Source organism: Streptomyces sp. RPA4-2 (assembly GCF_012273515.2).
Taxonomy (GTDB): Bacteria; Actinomycetota; Actinomycetes; order Streptomycetales; family Streptomycetaceae; genus Streptomyces; species Streptomyces kaempferi.
The window spans coordinates 5,000,636-5,016,863 of record NZ_CP050975.2 but is presented as its reverse complement, the minus strand read 5'-3'; the positions used below and the strand labels follow the sequence as shown (position 1 = coordinate 5,016,863).

At 71.1% G+C, this 16,228-nt stretch carries 14 protein-coding genes and 1 pseudogene; 8 read left to right on the top strand and 7 right to left on the bottom strand.

Features of this window, described 5'->3' with window-relative positions; genetic code table 11:
- The first annotated feature begins 58 nt into the window (after positions 1 to 58).
- From HEP85_RS21940 to HEP85_RS21930, 3 genes are all read left to right on the top strand, one after another.
- A complete protein-coding gene (locus tag HEP85_RS21940) occupies positions 59 to 709 on the top strand; it encodes a hypothetical protein (protein ID WP_168529237.1) in 651 nt (216 codons plus the stop codon).
- 897 nt (positions 710 to 1,606) lie between these two features.
- The gene (locus HEP85_RS21935; protein WP_211118038.1) at positions 1,607 to 2,551 is read left to right on the top strand and encodes a hypothetical protein; all 945 of its coding nucleotides are present in this window, start codon (positions 1,607 to 1,609) and stop codon (positions 2,549 to 2,551) included.
- A 119-nt stretch (positions 2,552 to 2,670) separates the two neighbouring features.
- A complete protein-coding gene (locus HEP85_RS21930; protein ID WP_168529236.1) occupies positions 2,671 to 3,336 on the top strand; it encodes a class F sortase in 666 nt (221 codons plus the stop codon).
- Between the two features lie 91 nt (positions 3,337 to 3,427).
- On the opposite strand, the gene HEP85_RS21925 is transcribed toward HEP85_RS21930, so the two are convergent.
- Both HEP85_RS21925 and HEP85_RS21920 read right to left on the bottom strand, forming a co-directional pair.
- Complete coding sequence (locus HEP85_RS21925) at positions 3,428 to 5,245, bottom strand: bifunctional UDP-sugar hydrolase/5'-nucleotidase (RefSeq protein ID WP_168529235.1); 1,818 nt, start codon at positions 5,243 to 5,245, stop codon at positions 3,428 to 3,430.
- A gap of 194 nt (positions 5,246 to 5,439) precedes the next feature.
- Entirely contained in the window at positions 5,440 to 5,871 is a 432-nt protein-coding gene (locus HEP85_RS21920; protein ID WP_369657801.1) for a hypothetical protein, read from the bottom strand.
- A gap of 124 nt (positions 5,872 to 5,995) precedes the next feature.
- Between HEP85_RS21920 and HEP85_RS21915 the strand changes: the two genes are divergently transcribed.
- On the top strand, positions 5,996 to 6,835 hold the full coding sequence (locus tag HEP85_RS21915) for a helix-turn-helix transcriptional regulator (protein ID WP_168529234.1): 840 nt from the start codon (positions 5,996 to 5,998) through the stop codon (positions 6,833 to 6,835).
- Positions 6,832 to 7,063, top strand: a pseudogene (locus HEP85_RS21910) (DUF397 domain-containing protein). Before HEP85_RS21915 ends, HEP85_RS21910 begins: the two are co-directional and overlap by 4 nt.
- Before the next feature lie 65 nt (positions 7,064 to 7,128).
- Here the strand turns inward: HEP85_RS21910 and HEP85_RS21905 are convergent.
- A complete protein-coding gene (locus HEP85_RS21905) occupies positions 7,129 to 8,412 on the bottom strand; it encodes an adenylosuccinate synthase (protein ID WP_168529232.1) in 1,284 nt (427 codons plus the stop codon).
- A gap of 191 nt (positions 8,413 to 8,603) precedes the next feature.
- Here HEP85_RS21905 and HEP85_RS21900 point away from each other — a divergent pair, with 191 nt between their 5' ends.
- Positions 8,604 to 9,491, top strand: a complete 888-nt coding sequence (locus tag HEP85_RS21900; protein ID WP_369657800.1) for a diacylglycerol kinase family protein — start codon at positions 8,604 to 8,606, stop codon at positions 9,489 to 9,491.
- A 31-nt stretch (positions 9,492 to 9,522) separates the two neighbouring features.
- On the opposite strand, the gene HEP85_RS21895 is transcribed toward HEP85_RS21900, so the two are convergent.
- Positions 9,523 to 10,026, bottom strand: coding sequence for a GbsR/MarR family transcriptional regulator (locus tag HEP85_RS21895; protein WP_168529230.1), 504 nt, complete (start codon positions 10,024 to 10,026; stop codon positions 9,523 to 9,525).
- A gap of 103 nt (positions 10,027 to 10,129) precedes the next feature.
- Between HEP85_RS21895 and HEP85_RS21890 the strand changes: the two genes are divergently transcribed.
- Both HEP85_RS21890 and HEP85_RS21885 read left to right on the top strand, forming a co-directional pair.
- Entirely contained in the window at positions 10,130 to 11,047 is a 918-nt protein-coding gene (locus HEP85_RS21890; RefSeq protein WP_168529229.1) for an ABC transporter ATP-binding protein, read from the top strand.
- Positions 11,044 to 12,675 (top strand): ABC transporter permease, encoded by a 1,632-nt coding sequence (locus HEP85_RS21885; RefSeq protein WP_369657799.1) that lies wholly within the window; start codon positions 11,044 to 11,046, stop codon positions 12,673 to 12,675. The genes HEP85_RS21890 and HEP85_RS21885 overlap by 4 nt, the downstream gene beginning before the upstream one ends.
- A 150-nt stretch (positions 12,676 to 12,825) precedes the next feature.
- Here HEP85_RS21885 and HEP85_RS21880 read toward each other — a convergent pair whose 3' ends face one another.
- The 3 genes from HEP85_RS21880 to HEP85_RS21870 form a co-directional block, all read right to left on the bottom strand.
- On the bottom strand, positions 12,826 to 14,046 hold the full coding sequence (locus HEP85_RS21880) for a cytochrome P450 (RefSeq protein ID WP_168529227.1): 1,221 nt from the start codon (positions 14,044 to 14,046) through the stop codon (positions 12,826 to 12,828).
- Positions 14,047 to 14,151: 105 nt separating this feature from the next.
- Positions 14,152 to 14,826, bottom strand: coding sequence for a response regulator transcription factor (locus HEP85_RS21875; RefSeq protein ID WP_168529226.1), 675 nt, complete (start codon positions 14,824 to 14,826; stop codon positions 14,152 to 14,154).
- The gene (locus HEP85_RS21870) at positions 14,823 to 16,163 is read right to left on the bottom strand and encodes a sensor histidine kinase (RefSeq protein ID WP_211118037.1); all 1,341 of its coding nucleotides are present in this window, start codon (positions 16,161 to 16,163) and stop codon (positions 14,823 to 14,825) included. Before HEP85_RS21870 ends, HEP85_RS21875 begins: the two co-directional genes overlap by 4 nt.
- Positions 16,164 to 16,228: the final 65 nt, after the last annotated feature.

Below are 16,228 nucleotides of genomic sequence, written 5' to 3'. Positions count from 1 at the left end.
CCCACGCATTACGCTTCCCTGACCACCGTGCTTCCCCAGGAGCTAGAGGAGCCGTCTGTTGGCCTGTGACCTGTGGCTTGTCCCGCTCGTCGACGTGCTGTGCCACACCCCCGACAACCCGTTCGCCGAGGAACTGGCGCTGTACGACAAGGTGCTGGGCGAGGCCGGGCTTCCGCCGGTCCCCGTGTACGCCTACATGCCGGGGCTGTCCGGCGACGTCGCCCCGGTCGCGGGCTTCGACTACGACGCCCTGCACTTCCTGCGCCGGGCGTATCTGCTGCAGATGTGCGGTCTCGCGGTCACCCCGGTGGACGAACTGGGCGGCGACTACGAGCAGTTGCTGGAGATGTTCCAGACGAACGCCCAGCAGTCGCATCTGGTCTGGCACTACGACCACGCGGGCGCGTACGTGCCGGTCGACTTCCCGCACCCGCTCGCCAACGACGAACTCCTCGCCGGGGGCGGCCCGCTGGGCTCCTCCCAGACGCTGCTGCACGAGCTCGAGTTCGTGGCCCCTTCGATCGGCATCGACCCGGCCAATCCGCCGGCCGCCCCGCAGCCGCCGGCGGCCCCCACGGAGCTGGAGGAGCCGGCCGCTCCCGCCCCTTACGACGCGAGCCCCTTCGCCCGTGAGCGGCACGTCTGGCTGGGCCTGCACGCGGCGGCGACCCGGAGCCTCGCCCAGGGCTCGATGATCATCTTCAGCTGAGGCGCACCCCGGCCGGCCGGGGCGGGGCCCGCTCCGCGTGTCCCCCCTGGCGGCCGCCTCCGCGCCGCTGGGCCCGGCGCCGCGGCATCGGCGCCCACGCACCCCTCGGCCGCCCCGCGGCCGCGAGGACCGCGCTGTCGTCCCTCCGCGACCGCGAGGCCGGGCGCCGTGGACATCGGCACCCCTCCACACTCGCGAGGCCCGTACGGCCGTCCCTCCACACTCGCGAGGCCCGGGAGGCCGCTCCCCCGTCCTTCGATCACCTCGCCCCCTGCCCGGCCACGGCCCCGGCCTCGCCGCGCGCCGGTTGCGGCCCCGCCGGTCCCGGTCCGGTTGCGGCCGGTCCCGGCGCGGGGTCGGCCCCGGCACGGTTGAGGGCCGACTCCACCCTCGCTGGGCGCCAGGCCCGCCCGGACCCGGCGTGGTTCCGGGCCTGCCCCGCCCGGCCCGCCGCCGCCCGGATGCCGCACGCACCCGTTTGCCGCACGCACGCACCCGGATGCCGCACACGCCCGGGGTGGGAGCCCTCGCCGGGCTGCCCTTACGGCCGTCCGTTCCCTCGGACGAGGCGGTCCGAGGCCGGGCGGGACCGGCCGACGGTCACCGGAAGCGCGCAGTCGTGTTGCGACCGATCGGGTTGTGTCTGGGCCCGGACCGGCGTGGGATCTGGCGGATGACCCGCGATGAAGTAGCAGGTCAGAGTGGTCAGGCCGGGTCCAGGGCGGCATCAGGGCACCCGCCGGGCGACGCCGGGACCTGCGCCGGTTGCGCGGCTCGAGTGGTGAGCGGGCCGGGAGGGGCTGACGGTGGATCACGTCGGGGTCGGGTTCCCCACGTGCTGACAAATCGTCAGCGGCTCGGCTGCGACGGAAGGACTCGACAATGCGTTCTGCCCGCATGCTTCTCGCTACCGCGACGGCCACGGCCGCCCTCGCGATTGCCGCTCCCGGCGCCTTTGCCGCCACGGCGGGCGACGGTGGCCACGACGACTCTTCCTACAGCAACGAACAGGACGACGGCAGCAGGCACGACAGGCCCAACGGCGGCATGCACACCGGCGGCGGCGCGCTCAACAAGGTGAAGATCGGTCCGCTCGCCACGGTGAAGGGCGGCACGCACACCAAGCTGAAGGGCGACGACCAGGGCGAGGAGGGCGACTCGGACTGGGGCGGCGACTCCGACCAGGGCGGCAAGGGCTCCGACCGTGGCGGGGACTCCGACCGCGGTGGCGACTCCGACCGTGGTGGCGACTCCGGCCGCGGTGGCGACTCCGGCCGCGGTGGCGACGAGGGCTCCGACCACGACAAGCCCCGGGGCGGCATGCACACCGGCGGCGGCGCGCTCAGCATGCTGAAGAGCGACGACTGGAACAAGGACGACGCGAAGTTCAACCCGGAGACCTACAAGAACGACAACGGGGGCAACGGCAACGGCAACGGTTCCGGCCGTGACAACGGAGGCAACGGCAACGGCAACGGTTCCGGCCGCGACAACGGAGGCAACGGCAACGGCAACGGTTCCGGCCGCGACAACGGAGGCAACGGCAACGGCAACGGTTCCGGCCGCGACAACGGAGGCAACGGCAACGGCAACGGTTCCGGCCGCGACAACGGAGGCAACGGCAACGGGAACGGAAACGGGAACGGCAACAACGACGGAGGCACCGGGTACGACAACGGCGGCAACGACTCGGGCCGCGACAAGCCGAACGGCGGCATGCACACCGGCGGCGGCGCGCTGGCCGAGAAGACCGTCACGGCCGGCGGCCTCGCGGTCCTGACCCTCGCCGCGGCGGGCGTGTACGCGATGCGCCGCAGGAGCGCGGCGGGCGGCATGTCCTGACCGGTGCCCGGCGTCCTATCGGCCGAGGCCGCCGCGGGTCATCCCCGTCGTGACGGCCCGGCCGGGTTCCCCGCGTGCTGTACCCGCTCCGCTGCAGTGCCCTAGTGAGGTGGTTCCCGATGACAGCCCGGCTGTCCTCCCCTGCCGTGACCGAGTCCGTGCCGCAACGGCAGGGCTCCCGTTCCGGCGTGCCGTTCAGCGTCTGGTGCGCCGGAATCCTGCTTCTGGTACTGGGCGTGTTCGGCGGCCACCCCAAACCGCCCGACGACTCCCGGACGCCCCACGACGCGGCCGCGCTCATGCCGTGGTCGACGCCGGTGCCGGGCAAGCACCTGCCGTCGTCCGCGCCGACCCGCCTGGTCATCCCGAAGATCGGGGTGGACGCGCCCTTCACGGCCCTCTCCGTCGACGCCAAGGGCCACCTCAACCCTCCGCCCGCGGACAACGTGAACATGGTCGGCTGGTACGCCGACGGAGTGACCCCGGGGGAGGCGGGAACCTCGATCATCGCCGGGCACGTGGACACGAAGACCTCGGCGGCCGTGTTCGCGAGACTCAGCTCGCTCAAGAAGGGGGACACCTTCAGGGTGGAGAAGGCGGACGGCCTCACGGCGTCCTTCGTGGTCGACGATGCCGAGACCTTCGAGAAGGACCACTTCCCCAACGACCGCGTGTACGCCGACACCCCGCAGGCCCAGGTCCGGCTGATCACCTGCGCCGGTGACTACGACCACAGCGCGAAGGACTACACCGAGAACCTGGTGGTCTTCGCCCACCTCGTCTGAACGGCGCCACCGCGGCCGACGCCCCCGGCGGGAGGACGCCGACCGCTGCGCGCGGGCCGGTCGTGTGCGGCACCGGCCGGACGCTGGTGCCTCAGAACACCGGCGTTCCGTCCTGCGTCAGCTTCCAGTTGCCGTCGGCGAAGTCCGCCGGGTCGAGGGTGCCCTTGGACGTGACGTAGTCGATCATCAGCTGGCGGATCTCGTTGGTGGAGCTGTAGGCGATGTCGGCGGCCGCGATGTGCGGGTAGCCGCTGCCGCCGTTGGCGCGGTAGTTGTTGACGGCCACCACGAAGACCTGGTCGTCGGTCACCGCCGCGCCCTTGTAGCTGAGGTTCTTGATCCGGGAACCCTCGGCCTGGGCGATGTCGATGTCGTAGTCGACGCCCGCGGCGGTGTCGTACATGTAGTCCCAGAAGCTGTTGGCGTTGGTGAGGGTGGCGGTGTCCACCTTCGTGCCGGACGGGACCCGGTAGTAGTACTTCGCCGCGTACTCCAGGTAGTCCTTCAGCTGGGCGCCCGTGAGCTTCTTGCCGTAGAGGGTGTTGTCGTAGATGTAGAGCCCGGCCACGTCCCGGATGGTGACGTCGCCCTGCGGGATGTCCGCCGTACGGCTGAAGGGCGCGGCGACGGAGATGAGCGGGAGGGCCGCGTCGGCCGTCGACAGGCCGGTGGCGACGGCCGCCATCTGGACCTGGTGGATGAAGTCCATGACGGGGACGTCCTTCCAGCACGCCTCCGCCGCGGAGAGGTCGGCGGTGCAGGTGCCGACGGGCGTGTTCACGTACTTCACGACCAGCTCGTGGTCCGCCGTCAGGAGCTTGGTGATCTCCGCGTCCTCGGCGACGGCGTTGCTGTTGAGGGTCTGCGCCTTGGTGCTCGTCACCTTCCACTGGCCGTGCGCGAGCTCCAGCTCGAAGTCGAAGACGGTCAGCCGCATGCCGTAGCAGTACGGCTCCGACAGGACGACGTCCTTGCCGGTCTCGGTGTTGGTGACCGTGTAGGAGGACACCTCGGTGTGGGTGTGCCCGACGAGGATGGCGTCGATGCCGGGCACCTGCGCGGCGACCAGGTTCGAGGCGTTCTCGACGTACGGGAGCTCGTCGCCGTACGAGGACGACCCGTCGAGGCCGGAGTGGTCGGTGAGGAACACGACGTCGCAGCCCAGGGCGCGCATCCGCGGCACGTACTTCTTCGCCTGCTCCACGAGGCCCGTGAACGCCATCTTCCCGGAGACGTTGTCCTTGTCCCACAGGGCGATCCCGGGGTTGGTAAGCCCCAGGATGCCGACCTTGATGTCCGGGGCGCCGGGGACCCGGATCCGCTTGACGGTGTACGGCTGGAAGGCGGGCCGGAGCGTCTTGGCGTCGAGCGCGTTGGCGCCGAGCAGCGGGAAGTGGCACTGCTTCTCGAACCGGCGCAGGGTCTCGATGCCGTAGTTGAACTCGTGGTTGCCGAGCGCGGCGGCGTCGTACTTCATGGCGTTCATGGCGATCGCCATCGGGTGCACCGGGCCGCGCTTGCCGCCGGTGCCGGTGATGGGGTCGACGCGGGCGTAGTAGTACGCGAGCGAGGTCCCCTGGATGATGTCGCCCGCGTCCACGAGCAGCACCCGGTCCGCGCCCTTCGCGGCCCGCTGCTGCTTGACCAGGGTGGCTACCCGGGCGACGCCCACGGAGTTGCCGGCCTTGTCCGTGTACGCGGCGTCGGTGTAGTAGTCCCAGTCGAAGACGTGGCTGTGCAGGTCGGTGGTGCCCAGGATGGAGAACGACCAGGTACGGGGCTTCTTCTCGGGCTTGCGGCCCGCGGCCTGGGCCGGGGTCGCCGCGGCCGTCCCCGCGACGGCCACGGCCGCGCCGGTGACGGCGGACTTCTTCACGAACTCCCGGCGGTTCAACGGGCTGACGGGCATACGGGGCTCCTGGAGACGGGGGTGACGCGGGCGGAGGAACGGGCCGTGCGGGCCGAACGGGGACTACACGCGTAGATCGTGGTCGGGTCCCGCCCCGTCCGGAACCAGGAGCAAGCCATGTCCAGGTCAAGGATGGGCATCCCGGGAGCGATCCGCATCTCGGCGCTCCCGGACCCGTCCGCTCCACCGGCCGTTCAGCAGCCCTCCGCCACCGCGCGCAGCAGCAGGGTGTGGACGAGGTGGTCGCGTGCCGTGGGCCGGTAGCGCCAGGTCAGGGGCCAGGTCAGGCCGCCCAGCGCGGGCACCGGGATGTACGCGACGTGGTGCGGGCCCGCGGTGAGGCGGGTGACGCCGGGCGGCCACGAGCGGTGGGCGGTGCTGCCGGCGGGAACGAGGAAGTAGACGGCACGGCGTCCGCGGGCCTCCTCGACGACCGGGCCCGGGTTGCCCCCGGTCGCTCGCGCGAGGCGGTCGGCGACGGTGCGGCCGGGGTCGCCGTCCACCCGCACGGCGTCGAACTGGACGCCGGCCTTGCGGAGTTGGATGCCGGACGGGGGGATCCAGTCCGGGATCTCCGGGGTGACTGGGGGGAGCGGCAGGTCCACTCCGTCACTTTGCGTATCCATGAGGACAGTTTCCGCAGGTGGGGCTAGCGTTTCCATGACTCTGCGTCGACCACTGGCAACAGTGCGGATCGATGGGGGCTGCTTGGTGACCGGTTGAGTTCGGTTGAGTTCGGGGGTGGCCGTGATGGCGCGAGCGGAGAACAAGGTGGAAGCGGGTGGGACGGCGCACATGGTCGCCGCCATGTCGAAGGCCTTCCGTGAAGAACATCAGCTGACCCAGGAGGAGTTGGGCAGGCAGATCGGTTACACGGCGTCCGCGATCAGCGCGATGGAGACGTGCGCGCAGCCGGCGAGCGACAAGATGCTCGTCAAGCTGGAGGAGGTGATCGGGGGTGGGTTCGGGTTGTTCGAGACCGCGCGCAAGTACGTGCTCCTGGACAAGTACCCGCCGCAGTTCAAGAACTTCGCGCTGATGGAGGCGCAGGCGGTGACGTTGTCGTCGTACCAGACGTACGTGGTCGACGGGTTGTTCCAGACGGAGGAGTACGCGCGGGCGTTGATCGGCGGTGGCTTCCCCAAGCTCCCCGATGACAAGGTGGCGGAACTCGTCGAAGCCAGGATGGCGCGCAAGGCGCTCTTCGAGCGCGACCCGACCGCCATGGTCGAGCTGATCCTCGACGAGGCCCTGCTCAGGCGGCCCTTCGCGAGCTGGGAAGTCCAGCGTGAACAATTGCGGTCGCTCGCAAAGGACGCGGAGCGCGACAATGTCAGCATTCAAGTGACCCCGCTTGAGCGAGGTCTACATGGCAGTCATGCAGGCACCAACGGCAACATGGTCCTGGTGGAGACCAAGGAGCATCATCACGTGGTCTACCTGGAGATCGAGGACGAGAGCCTCCTGATCAGCGACCCCAAGAAGGCCTCCCGACTCGCGCACCGCTATGCGAAGATCCGCACACAGGCTCTGAGCCCGGACGACTCGCTGAGCCTCATCGAGCGGTTGGCAGGAGAAGAGCAGCGATGACAAGCACCTTGCAGTGGTTCAAGTCGAGCTACAGCAGCGCCAGCGGAGGCGAATGCCTCGAAGCTGCCTACACCTGGCGCAAGTCGTCGTACAGCGACAGCAGCGGCGGCCAGTGCGTCGAAGTCGCCCCCTGCCCCCACGCCATCCACATCCGCGACTCCAAGAACCCCGGCCCCCGCCCTCTCCGTCACCCCCGTCGCCTGGCGCCGGTTCGCCGAGTCCGTCTGACGGGCCCGGGCAACAGCGCGCCCCCGGTCGGCCGAAGCCTCACGGGGGCGCGCTCGGCAGCCGTACTAGATGAACGAGTTGATCTCGATCGTCTCGTCGCGGCCGGGGCCGACCCCGATCGCGGAGATCGGCGCGCCGGACATGTCCTCGAGCGCCCTGACGTACGCCTGGGCGTTCTTCGGCAGGTCGGAGAAGGACTTCGCCTTGGTGATGTCCTCGGACCAGCCCGGCAGGGTCTCGTAGATCGGCTTCGCGTGGTGGAAGTCGGTCTGGGAGTACGGGAGTTCCTCGACGCGCTTGCCGTCGATCTCGTACGCCACGCAGACCGGGATCTCGTCCCAGCCGGTCAGGACGTCCAGCTTGGTGAGGAAGAAGTCCGTCAGGCCGTTGACCCGGGTCGCGTACCGGGCGATGACCGCGTCGAACCAGCCGCAGCGGCGGTCACGGCCGGTCGTGACGCCCCGCTCGCCGCCGATGCGGCGCAGCGCGTCGCCGTCGGCGTCGAAGAGCTCGGTCGGGAACGGGCCCGAGCCGACGCGGGTGGTGTACGCCTTAAGGATGCCGATGACCCGGCTGATCTTCGTCGGGCCGACGCCCGCGCCGGTGCAGGCGCCACCGGCGGTCGGGTTGCTGGACGTGACGAAGGGGTACGTACCGTGGTCGATGTCCAGCAGGGTGCCCTGGCCGCCCTCGAAGAGGACCACCTTGTTCTCGTCGAGCGCCTTGTTGAGCACCAGGACCGTGTCGGCCACGTACGGGCGCAGCCGCTCCGCGTACGTCAGCAGTTCCTCGACGACCTGGCCCGCCTCGATGGCGCGGCGGTTGAAGACCTTGGTGAGGAGCTGGTTCTTGCCGTCGAGGGCCGCCTCGACCTTCTGCGTGAGGATCGACTCGTCGTAGAGGTCCTGGACGCGGATGCCGACGCGGTTGATCTTGTCCGCGTAGGTGGGGCCGATGCCCCGTCCCGTCGTACCGATCTTCCGCTTCCCGAGGAAGCGTTCCGTCACCTTGTCGACGGTGACGTTGTACGGCGTGATGATGTGAGCGTTTCCGCTGATCAGAAGCTTGGAGGTGTCGACGCCGCGCTCGTTCAGTCCGTTCAGCTCGGAGAACAGGACCGACGGGTCGACGACGACTCCGTTTCCGATCACCGGAGTGCACTCCGGCGTGAGGATTCCGGAAGGGAGGAGGTGGAGGGCGTACTTCTGATCGCCCACGACTACCGTATGGCCGGCGTTGTTACCGCCCTGGTAGCGCACCACATAGTCCACGGATCCACCGAGCAGGTCGGTGGCCTTTCCCTTGCCTTCGTCACCCCACTGAGCACCGAGCAGCACAAGTGCGGGCACAGGCGTACACCCCTTCCGGGCGGGGCATGTCCAAGGTCGGGGACGTACGCGGCTGATTCTTTGCACGGCTGCGTACGCCGGCGACCTCCTTTGGCCGCGACCGTCGGACCGGATGCCCCGGAATAGACGAAGCCCCTGGCGCAATAGCGCAAGGGGCTCTTGCACAAAGATGCTACCCGAGGAAGCGAGGCATGACCGAGGTGGCGGCTTCCGACCAGCTTCTGGTGGTCATCGACCCGGTCGCCCGTCGCCATGACGGTGAGTCGGTACGGATCGCAAAAGACGTGCTCAGCGCGGGTGCGGCCACCAAGGTGTGCCTCCCGGAGGGGCCCGAGGAATTCGCCCGCGCGCTGGCCCGCAGAGGGGCCCGCAGGCCGGTCGTCGTGGGCGACGACCGGACACTGCTGCGCGCGGTGTCCCTTTTGCACCGCCAACGGGATCTGGCCGTGTGCGGGTTGGCGCTGGTGCCCGTGGGGGCATCGCTCTCCCTGGCGCGGGCCCTGGGGGTGCCCATGGGCGCGGTGGCCGCGGCGCGGGCGGTGCTCGACGGGGTCGAGCGGCGGCTGGATCTGCTGGTCGACGACAGTGACGGGGTCGTGCTGGGGGCGCTGCGCATACCGCCGGTGGGTTCGCCGGTGCCGGTCTCCGACGGAGCCGAGGAGATGGGCGCCGACGCTCCTGGGGCGCATCCGTGGCTGCGTACCTGCCAGTCGTTGGTCCGTACGCTCGCCGCGCGGCCCGCGGGGGTGGCGTCGGGACGGACGAGGGCGAGGGCCTGGGGACGGGTGGTGTCCCTGCCCGCCGGGCCGGGACCTTCGCGGCTGCGGGTCGAGGTCGACGGGGTGACACTGGTCGATCTCGACCAGCCGGTGGAGACGGTGTCCGTGACACCGGGGGCCTCCGGGGGCGCGGAGGTGGAGGTGCGGCCGGTCTCCGTGGGGGCGCAGGCCTCGCCGTTGCGGATGGTGGGACAGCGGGTCACCGTGTCCGGGGCCGACTTCCGGTACCGGGCGGATTCGGTGGTCTCGGGGCCGGTGCGGACGCGGACGTGGACGGTGCGGGAGGGCGGGTGGGGCTGACCCTCCCGGGGTGAAGCCCGGCCGCGTGTCGTCAGTGGCCGCCGTCGCCGAACAGCTTCTCCCGGTGGGTGCGCCAGCGCTCCATCATCCCGGCGATCTCGCCGTCGATGAACTCGAAGAAGGCAAGGGTCTCGGCGAGCCGGCGTCCGGCGGGGGTCGTGGAACCGAGGCTCTCGACGCCCGCGCGCAGAGCCGTCTCCCAGCGCTTGAGCACGGCGTCACGGCTGGTCAGCGCCTCGTACCACTGGTCGCTGTGCACGCGGTACCGCTCGCGCCGGGAGCCGGGGTCCCGCTCGCGCGAGACCATGTGCTGCTGCGCGAGATAGCGCACCGCGCCGGAGACGGCGGCCGGACTGACCTGGAGCCGCTCGCCGAGTTCGGCGGCGGTCATGGCACCGGAGTCGGAGGCGAGCAGGGCCGCGAAGACCCGGGCGGGCATCCGCTGCATCCCGGCCTCGACGAGCTGCGCCGCGAAGCCCTCGACGAACTGCGAGACCACCTCCGGGTCCCGCTCCGCCGCACTCGGTCGCTCCATCTGTCGATCATCTCCCCTGCTCACGCGTCACCGCCGAGTCTATCCGGAGTTCATACGTTTCCTTAACTTCACAAATTTCTGAAAGAAGCGTACGTTCTGAACCATGACGAAGGCACACCTCGCCCTGGAGGTATCCGGACTGCACAAGTCGTTCGGCAGGACGCACGCACTGGACGGTCTCGACCTGCACGTCGAGGCCGGCGAGGTGCACGGCTTCCTCGGCCCGAACGGCTCCGGGAAGTCCACCACCATCCGCGTCCTGCTCGGCCTGCTGCGGGCCGACGCGGGGACGGTACGGCTGCTGGGCGGGGACCCCTGGAAGGACGCGGTGGAACTGCACCGCCGGATCGCCTACGTCCCCGGTGACGTGACGCTGTGGCGGAACCTGTCCGGCGGCGAGGTCATCGACCTGTACGGACGGCTGCGCGGCGGCCTCGACCCGGGACGGCGCGGGGAGCTGATCGAGCGGTTCGAGCTCGACCCCACCAAGAAGGGCCGCACCTACTCGAAGGGCAACCGCCAGAAGGTCGCCCTCGTCGCCGCCTTCGCCTCGGACGTCGACCTGCTGATCCTCGACGAGCCCACCTCCGGCCTCGATCCGCTGATGGAGGAGGTCTTCCAGACTTGCGTCGAGGAGGAGCGCGACCGGGGCCGCACGATCCTGCTGTCCAGTCACATCCTCAGCGAGGTGGAGGAGCTCTGCGACCGGGTCAGCATCATCCGCAAGGGCCGCACCGTCGAGAGCGGCACACTCGCCGAACTGCGCCACCTCACCCGTACCAGCGTCACCGCCGAACTCGCGGGCCCGCCGGGCTCCCTGGCCTCGCTGCCCGGGGTGCACGACGTCGACGTACAGGGGACCCGGGTGCGGCTCCAGGTCGACACGGACAAGCTGAACGCCGTACTGCGCTCGCTCACCGACTCCGGCGTACGGTCCCTGGCCGCCACCCCGCCGACCCTGGAAGCGCTGTTCCTGCGGCACTACCAGGAGGACGCGCCCGCGGAGGCGATGGCGCGATGACCGCCACGGACACCGGGAACACCACTGCGGGCGCGGTCTTCGCGGTACGGACCGGCGGCACCCGCCAACTGGCCGGAACCGGCACCCTCCTGAGGTTCGCGCTGCGCCGCGACCGCGTGCTGACACCCCTGTGGACCGGTGTGATCGCGCTGATGGTCCTCTCGCTGCCGAACACGCTGAAGACGGTGTACGGCACCGCGGCCGAACGCGCCGGCCTGGCACGGCAGATGCTCACCAACAGCTCGCTGCGCGCCACCTACGGGCCGGTGTTCAGTGATTCCCTCGGCGGCCTCACCGCCTGGCGCGTGGGCGGTTACGCCGGTCTGTTCGCCGGGATCATGAGCCTGCTCGTCGTCGTCCGGCACACCCGTGACGAGGAGGAGAGCGGACGCCAGGAACTCCTCTCGTCGGCGATGGTGGGACGGCGTGCCCCGCTGACCGCGGCGCTGCTGGCCGCCCTGGTCGCGAACGGCGCGCTCGCCGTGCTCATCGCGGGCGGACTGGCCGGCCAGGGCGCCCCGGGCGCCCTGGCGCTCGGACTCGGCGTCGGGGGCGTCGGCATGGTCTTCGCCACGGCTGCGGCGATCGTCGCCCAGTTCACGCAGAGCGCGCGGCTGGCGAAGGGGCTGACGGGCGGCGTGCTGGGCACGGCGTTCGTCCTGCGGGCGGCCGGTGACTCCGCCGCGACCGACGGTTCGTCCCCGCTGACCTGGGTGTCGCCGCTGGGCTGGCTGGAGAACGAGCGGCCGTTCGCGGACGAGCGGTGGTGGGTGCTGCTCCTGTTCGCCGTGGCCGTCGCCCTTCAGGGCGCACTCGCCTACGCGCTCGCCGGGCGGCGCGATGTCGGCATGAGCTTCCTGCCGACGCGGCCGGGTCCGGCCTCGGGGCGGCTCGGCACGGCCTGGGCGCTGGCCTGGCGGCTGCAGCGCGGCGGTGTGCTCGGCTGGAGCCTCGGCTTCCTCGCCGCCGGGGCCGCGTTCGGCGGGATCACCCAGGGCGCGTCCGACCTGGTCGGCGACAACGCCAGGACCCGCGAGATCATCGAGCGGATGGGCGGGCAGTCCGGGATCACGGACGCGTTCCTCGCCGCGATGACCGGCATGCTCGGGATGGTGGCCGCGCTGTACATCGTCTCCTCCGTGCTGCGGCTGCACGGCGAGGAGACCTCCCAGCGGGCCGAACCGATCCTCGCGAACGCGGTGGGACGGCTGCGCTGGGCCGGCGGGCACCTGGTCATCGCCTTCGGCGGAGCGGTCCTGATCATGCTCCTTGGCGGGGCCGGTCTCGGGCTGGGCTACGGCCACGAGCCGGGGCCCGTCCTCGGCGCCTGCCTCCTCCAGATCCCGGCGGTCTGGACGGTGGGCGGCCTGGCGGTCCTCCTGTACGGGGTCTTCCCCCGGTCGGCACCCGGCGCCTGGGGCGCGGCGGGCCTCGTCCTCCTGCTGGGCTGGATCGGGCCCGCTCTGGACGTCCCCCAGGTGCTCATGGACCTCTCCCCCTACGGCCACCTCCCCAAGCTGCCGGGCGGGGAGATGACCTGGACACCGGTGCTGGTCCTGACCGTCATCGCGGCGGGCCTGACCGGCGCCGGTCTGACGGCGCTGCGTCGGCGGGACCTGAGCACCTGACACCGGACACCCTCGGTCCCCCGCGGACATCCGCCGACGTCCGCGGACACCCGTGGTCCCCGACGACGCGGGCACGGACGCCGGTGGGGCGGCGCCGGGAACCCCGGACCGCCCCGCCGCGTCCATGCCGGTGGGCGCTCGGCCGGCGGATCAGAGGGCCACGCTGAGTCCCTCGAGTCCCCGGATCACGAAGTTCGGCTTGCGTTCCGGCTCCGCCGCGAGACGCAGCGTCGGCGCCAGTTCAAGCAACGCGCCCAGCGACGCCGCCAGTTCGATCCGGGCCAGCGGCGCGCCGATGCAGTAGTGGATGCCCGCGCTGAAGGAGATGTGCGGGTTGTCGGTGCGCGAGAGGTCCAGTTCGTCGGGGCGGGTGAAGACCGCCGGGTCGTGGTTGGCGGAGCCGAAGAGCAGGGCGATCTCCGCACCGCGCGGGATCGTCGTACCGTCGATCTCGATGTCGTCCAGCACCCACCGCTCGAACATCTGCAACGGGGTGTCGTAGCGCATCAGTTCCTCCACCGCCGTGGGGACCAGCGAGCGGTCGGCACGCAGCTCGGCCAGCCGGCCGGGGTGGCGGAACAGCGTCCACCAGCCGTTCACCGTGGCGTTGACCGTCGCCTCGTGCCCCGCGTTCAGCAGCAGCACGCAGGTGGAGATCATCTCCTGCTCGGTGAGCCGGTCGCCCTCGTCGTGCGCGGCGATGAGCCCCGAGATCAGGTCGTCGCCCGGTTCCTTGCGGCGGGCCTCGATCAGTTCCCGCAGATACTCCGTGAACTCGACCGACGCCCGTACCGCCCTGGCCGCCGTCTCCCGCGAGGGGTTCAGCTCGTACATCCCGCAGATGTCCGCCGACCACGGCCGCAGCGGCGCCCGGTCGGACTCCGGGATGCCCAGCATCTCGGCGATCACGGCGACCGGGAGCGGCTCGGCGACATCGGTGAGCAGATCGCCGCCGCCGGCCGCGACCAGACCGGCGACCAGCTCGCCCGCCAGCCGCCGCACATACGGTCCCAGCCGCTCGACGGTGCGCGGGGTGAACGCCTTGGAGACCAGCCGGCGGATCCTGGTGTGGTCCGGCGGCTCCAGGTCCAGCATTCCGTGGTCGTTGAGCACGTGGAACGGCTCGTGCTCGGGCGGGGGCGCCGTCCGCCCGAAGTCCTCGTGCGTGAAGCGGTGCTGGTACGTCCGGCCCAGGCGCCGGTCCCGCAGCAGCGCCGACACGTCCGCGTGGTGCGGGACCAGCCACTGGTCGGTCGGCTCGTAGTGGTGGACCCGGCCGCGCGCACGCAGTTCCGCGTACGCGGGGTACGGGTCCGCCACGAACGCCGGGTCCCAGGGGTCGAAGGTCCCGGGGGTCTCCAAAGCTGCCATGACCGGACGCTAGCCCGCCGCACCCCCCTCTGAACAGGGGCGTCCCGGCGGACGGCCCCCGTGCCGCCCGCCCCGTGCCGCCTCCCCCGCCGGGACCGGGCGGGGTCACCTGGGCGTGATCAGCCGCGCCTCGTAGGCGAAGACCGCCGCCTGGGTGCGGTCCCGCAGCCCCAGCTTCACCAGGATGCGGCTCACATGGGTCTTGATCGTGGACTCCGCCACGAACAACCGCGAGGCGATCTCCGCGTTCGACAGACCCTGCGCGATCAGGACCAGCACCTCCGTCTCCCGCTCGGTCAGGTCGCCGTAGGCAGCCTGTGCGGTGGCCGACAGCCGTGGGGCTTCGGCGAGCTTGGAGAACTCGGTGATCAGCCGCTTGGTGACCGAGGGCGCGAGCAGCGCCTCGCCCGCCGCGACCACCCGTACCCCGTCGGCGAGCTGCCGCGCGGAGGCGTCCTTGAGCAGAAAGCCGGAGGCCCCCGCGCGCAGCGCCTGATACACGTACTCGTCGAGGTCGAAGGTGGTGAGCACCAGCACCTTCGCGGTGCTGTCCGCGGCGACGATCTCCCGGGTCGCCTCGATGCCGTTCAGCTCCGGCATGCGGATGTCCATCAGAACGACGTCCGGTCCGAGTTCGCGGACCCGCTCGACCGCCTCCCGCCCGTTGACCGCCTCGCCGACCACCTCGATGTCCGGCATCGCGCCGAGCAGCACCGAGAACCCCTCGCGGACCATCACCTGGTCGTCGGCGATCAGCACGCGGATGATGTCGCCCGTCATCCGGACTCCTCCGCCACGGGCACCGGCAGGAACACCGTCACCTCGTATCCGCCGTCGTCCGTCTCGCCCGTCGTCATCTCCCCGTCCAGCATCGTGACCCGCTCCCGCATGCCGGTGATGCCGTGGCCCGCGCCGTGCGTGGACTTCACCAGGTTCGTGGCCGGCGCGGGGCCGTTGACTATCCGCAGGCCGAGCCCGCCGAGGACGTAGCCGATCTCGACGCGGGCCGTGGCACCGGGCGCGTGCCGCAGCGCGTTGCTCAGCGCCTCCTGGACGATGCGGTACGCCGACAGCTCGACGCCCTGCGGGAGTTCACGCACCGCACCCGTGACCACCTTCTCCACGCTCAGGCCCGCGTCCCGCACATTGGCGAGCAGCGCCTCGAGGTCGGCGAGGGTGGGCTGCGGGGCGTCCGGGGCCTCGTAGTCCTCGGCCCGTACGACACCGAGGACGCGGCGCAGCTCGGTGAGCGCCGCCACCGCGTTCTCCCGGATCGTGACGAAGGCCTGCTCCAGCTCGGGCGGCGGGTTCTCCACCCGGTACGGTGCGGCCTCCGCCTGAATGGCGACCACCGACATGTGGTGGGCCACCACGTCGTGCAGCTCCCGCGCGATCGTCGTGCGCTCCTCCAGCAAGGTGCGCTTGGAGCGCTCGTGCGCCGTCACGGACAGCTGGGCGGTCACCTCCCGCTCCGCCGCGCGGCGTATGTGCAGGACGGTGACGACCAGCAGGGAGAGCGCGGAGAGGAACAGCAGGGGCACCGAGTTGGTCGCGTAGTGCCCGGCGCCGAAGACGGTCTCGGCCGCCATCCCGTACAGCGCGGTCAGCACCCACATCCAGGCCGCGGTGCGCGGCCGCGTCCGCAGCGCCACGACCGTCAGCACCACCAGGTGGGCGACGAAGGCGCCCGGCGGCCAGGGCCAGTCGCTCCAGCGGTCGCTGAACACGGCCGCGAACGGTGTCGCCGCCAGGGAGAACCAGAAGGCACCGACCGGCCGGACGAGCGTCAGCAGGACCGGGAGCAGTGCGAGGAAGCCGGGCACCAGGCTCAGGGTGCCGGAGCCGTTGTTCGTGGTGCTCGCGAGGAACATGGCGAACAGTCCGCACAGCGCGGTGACGGCGTGCGGGGTCCAGGCCGCATACTCCCGGACGCCCTCGGGGAGACGTCGGGTGATCGGGCCGTTCACCCGCATGCGCGGGAGCGGACGGTAGGCGAAGGCATCGTGGAACAGCTCCTGCCGCAGTCCGCGCAGGGCGTCCGCGGTGAGCCGGAACTCCGGGCTGCGTGGCTTGGCCCCGCCCGGCGGCGTCATCTGCGTCTGGGTCGTGTCGGTCACGTTCGAAACGGTAGGCCGCCCGCCGGGTCACCGTCGTCACCTGTGAGAAGGGTCCTGCCGGATCC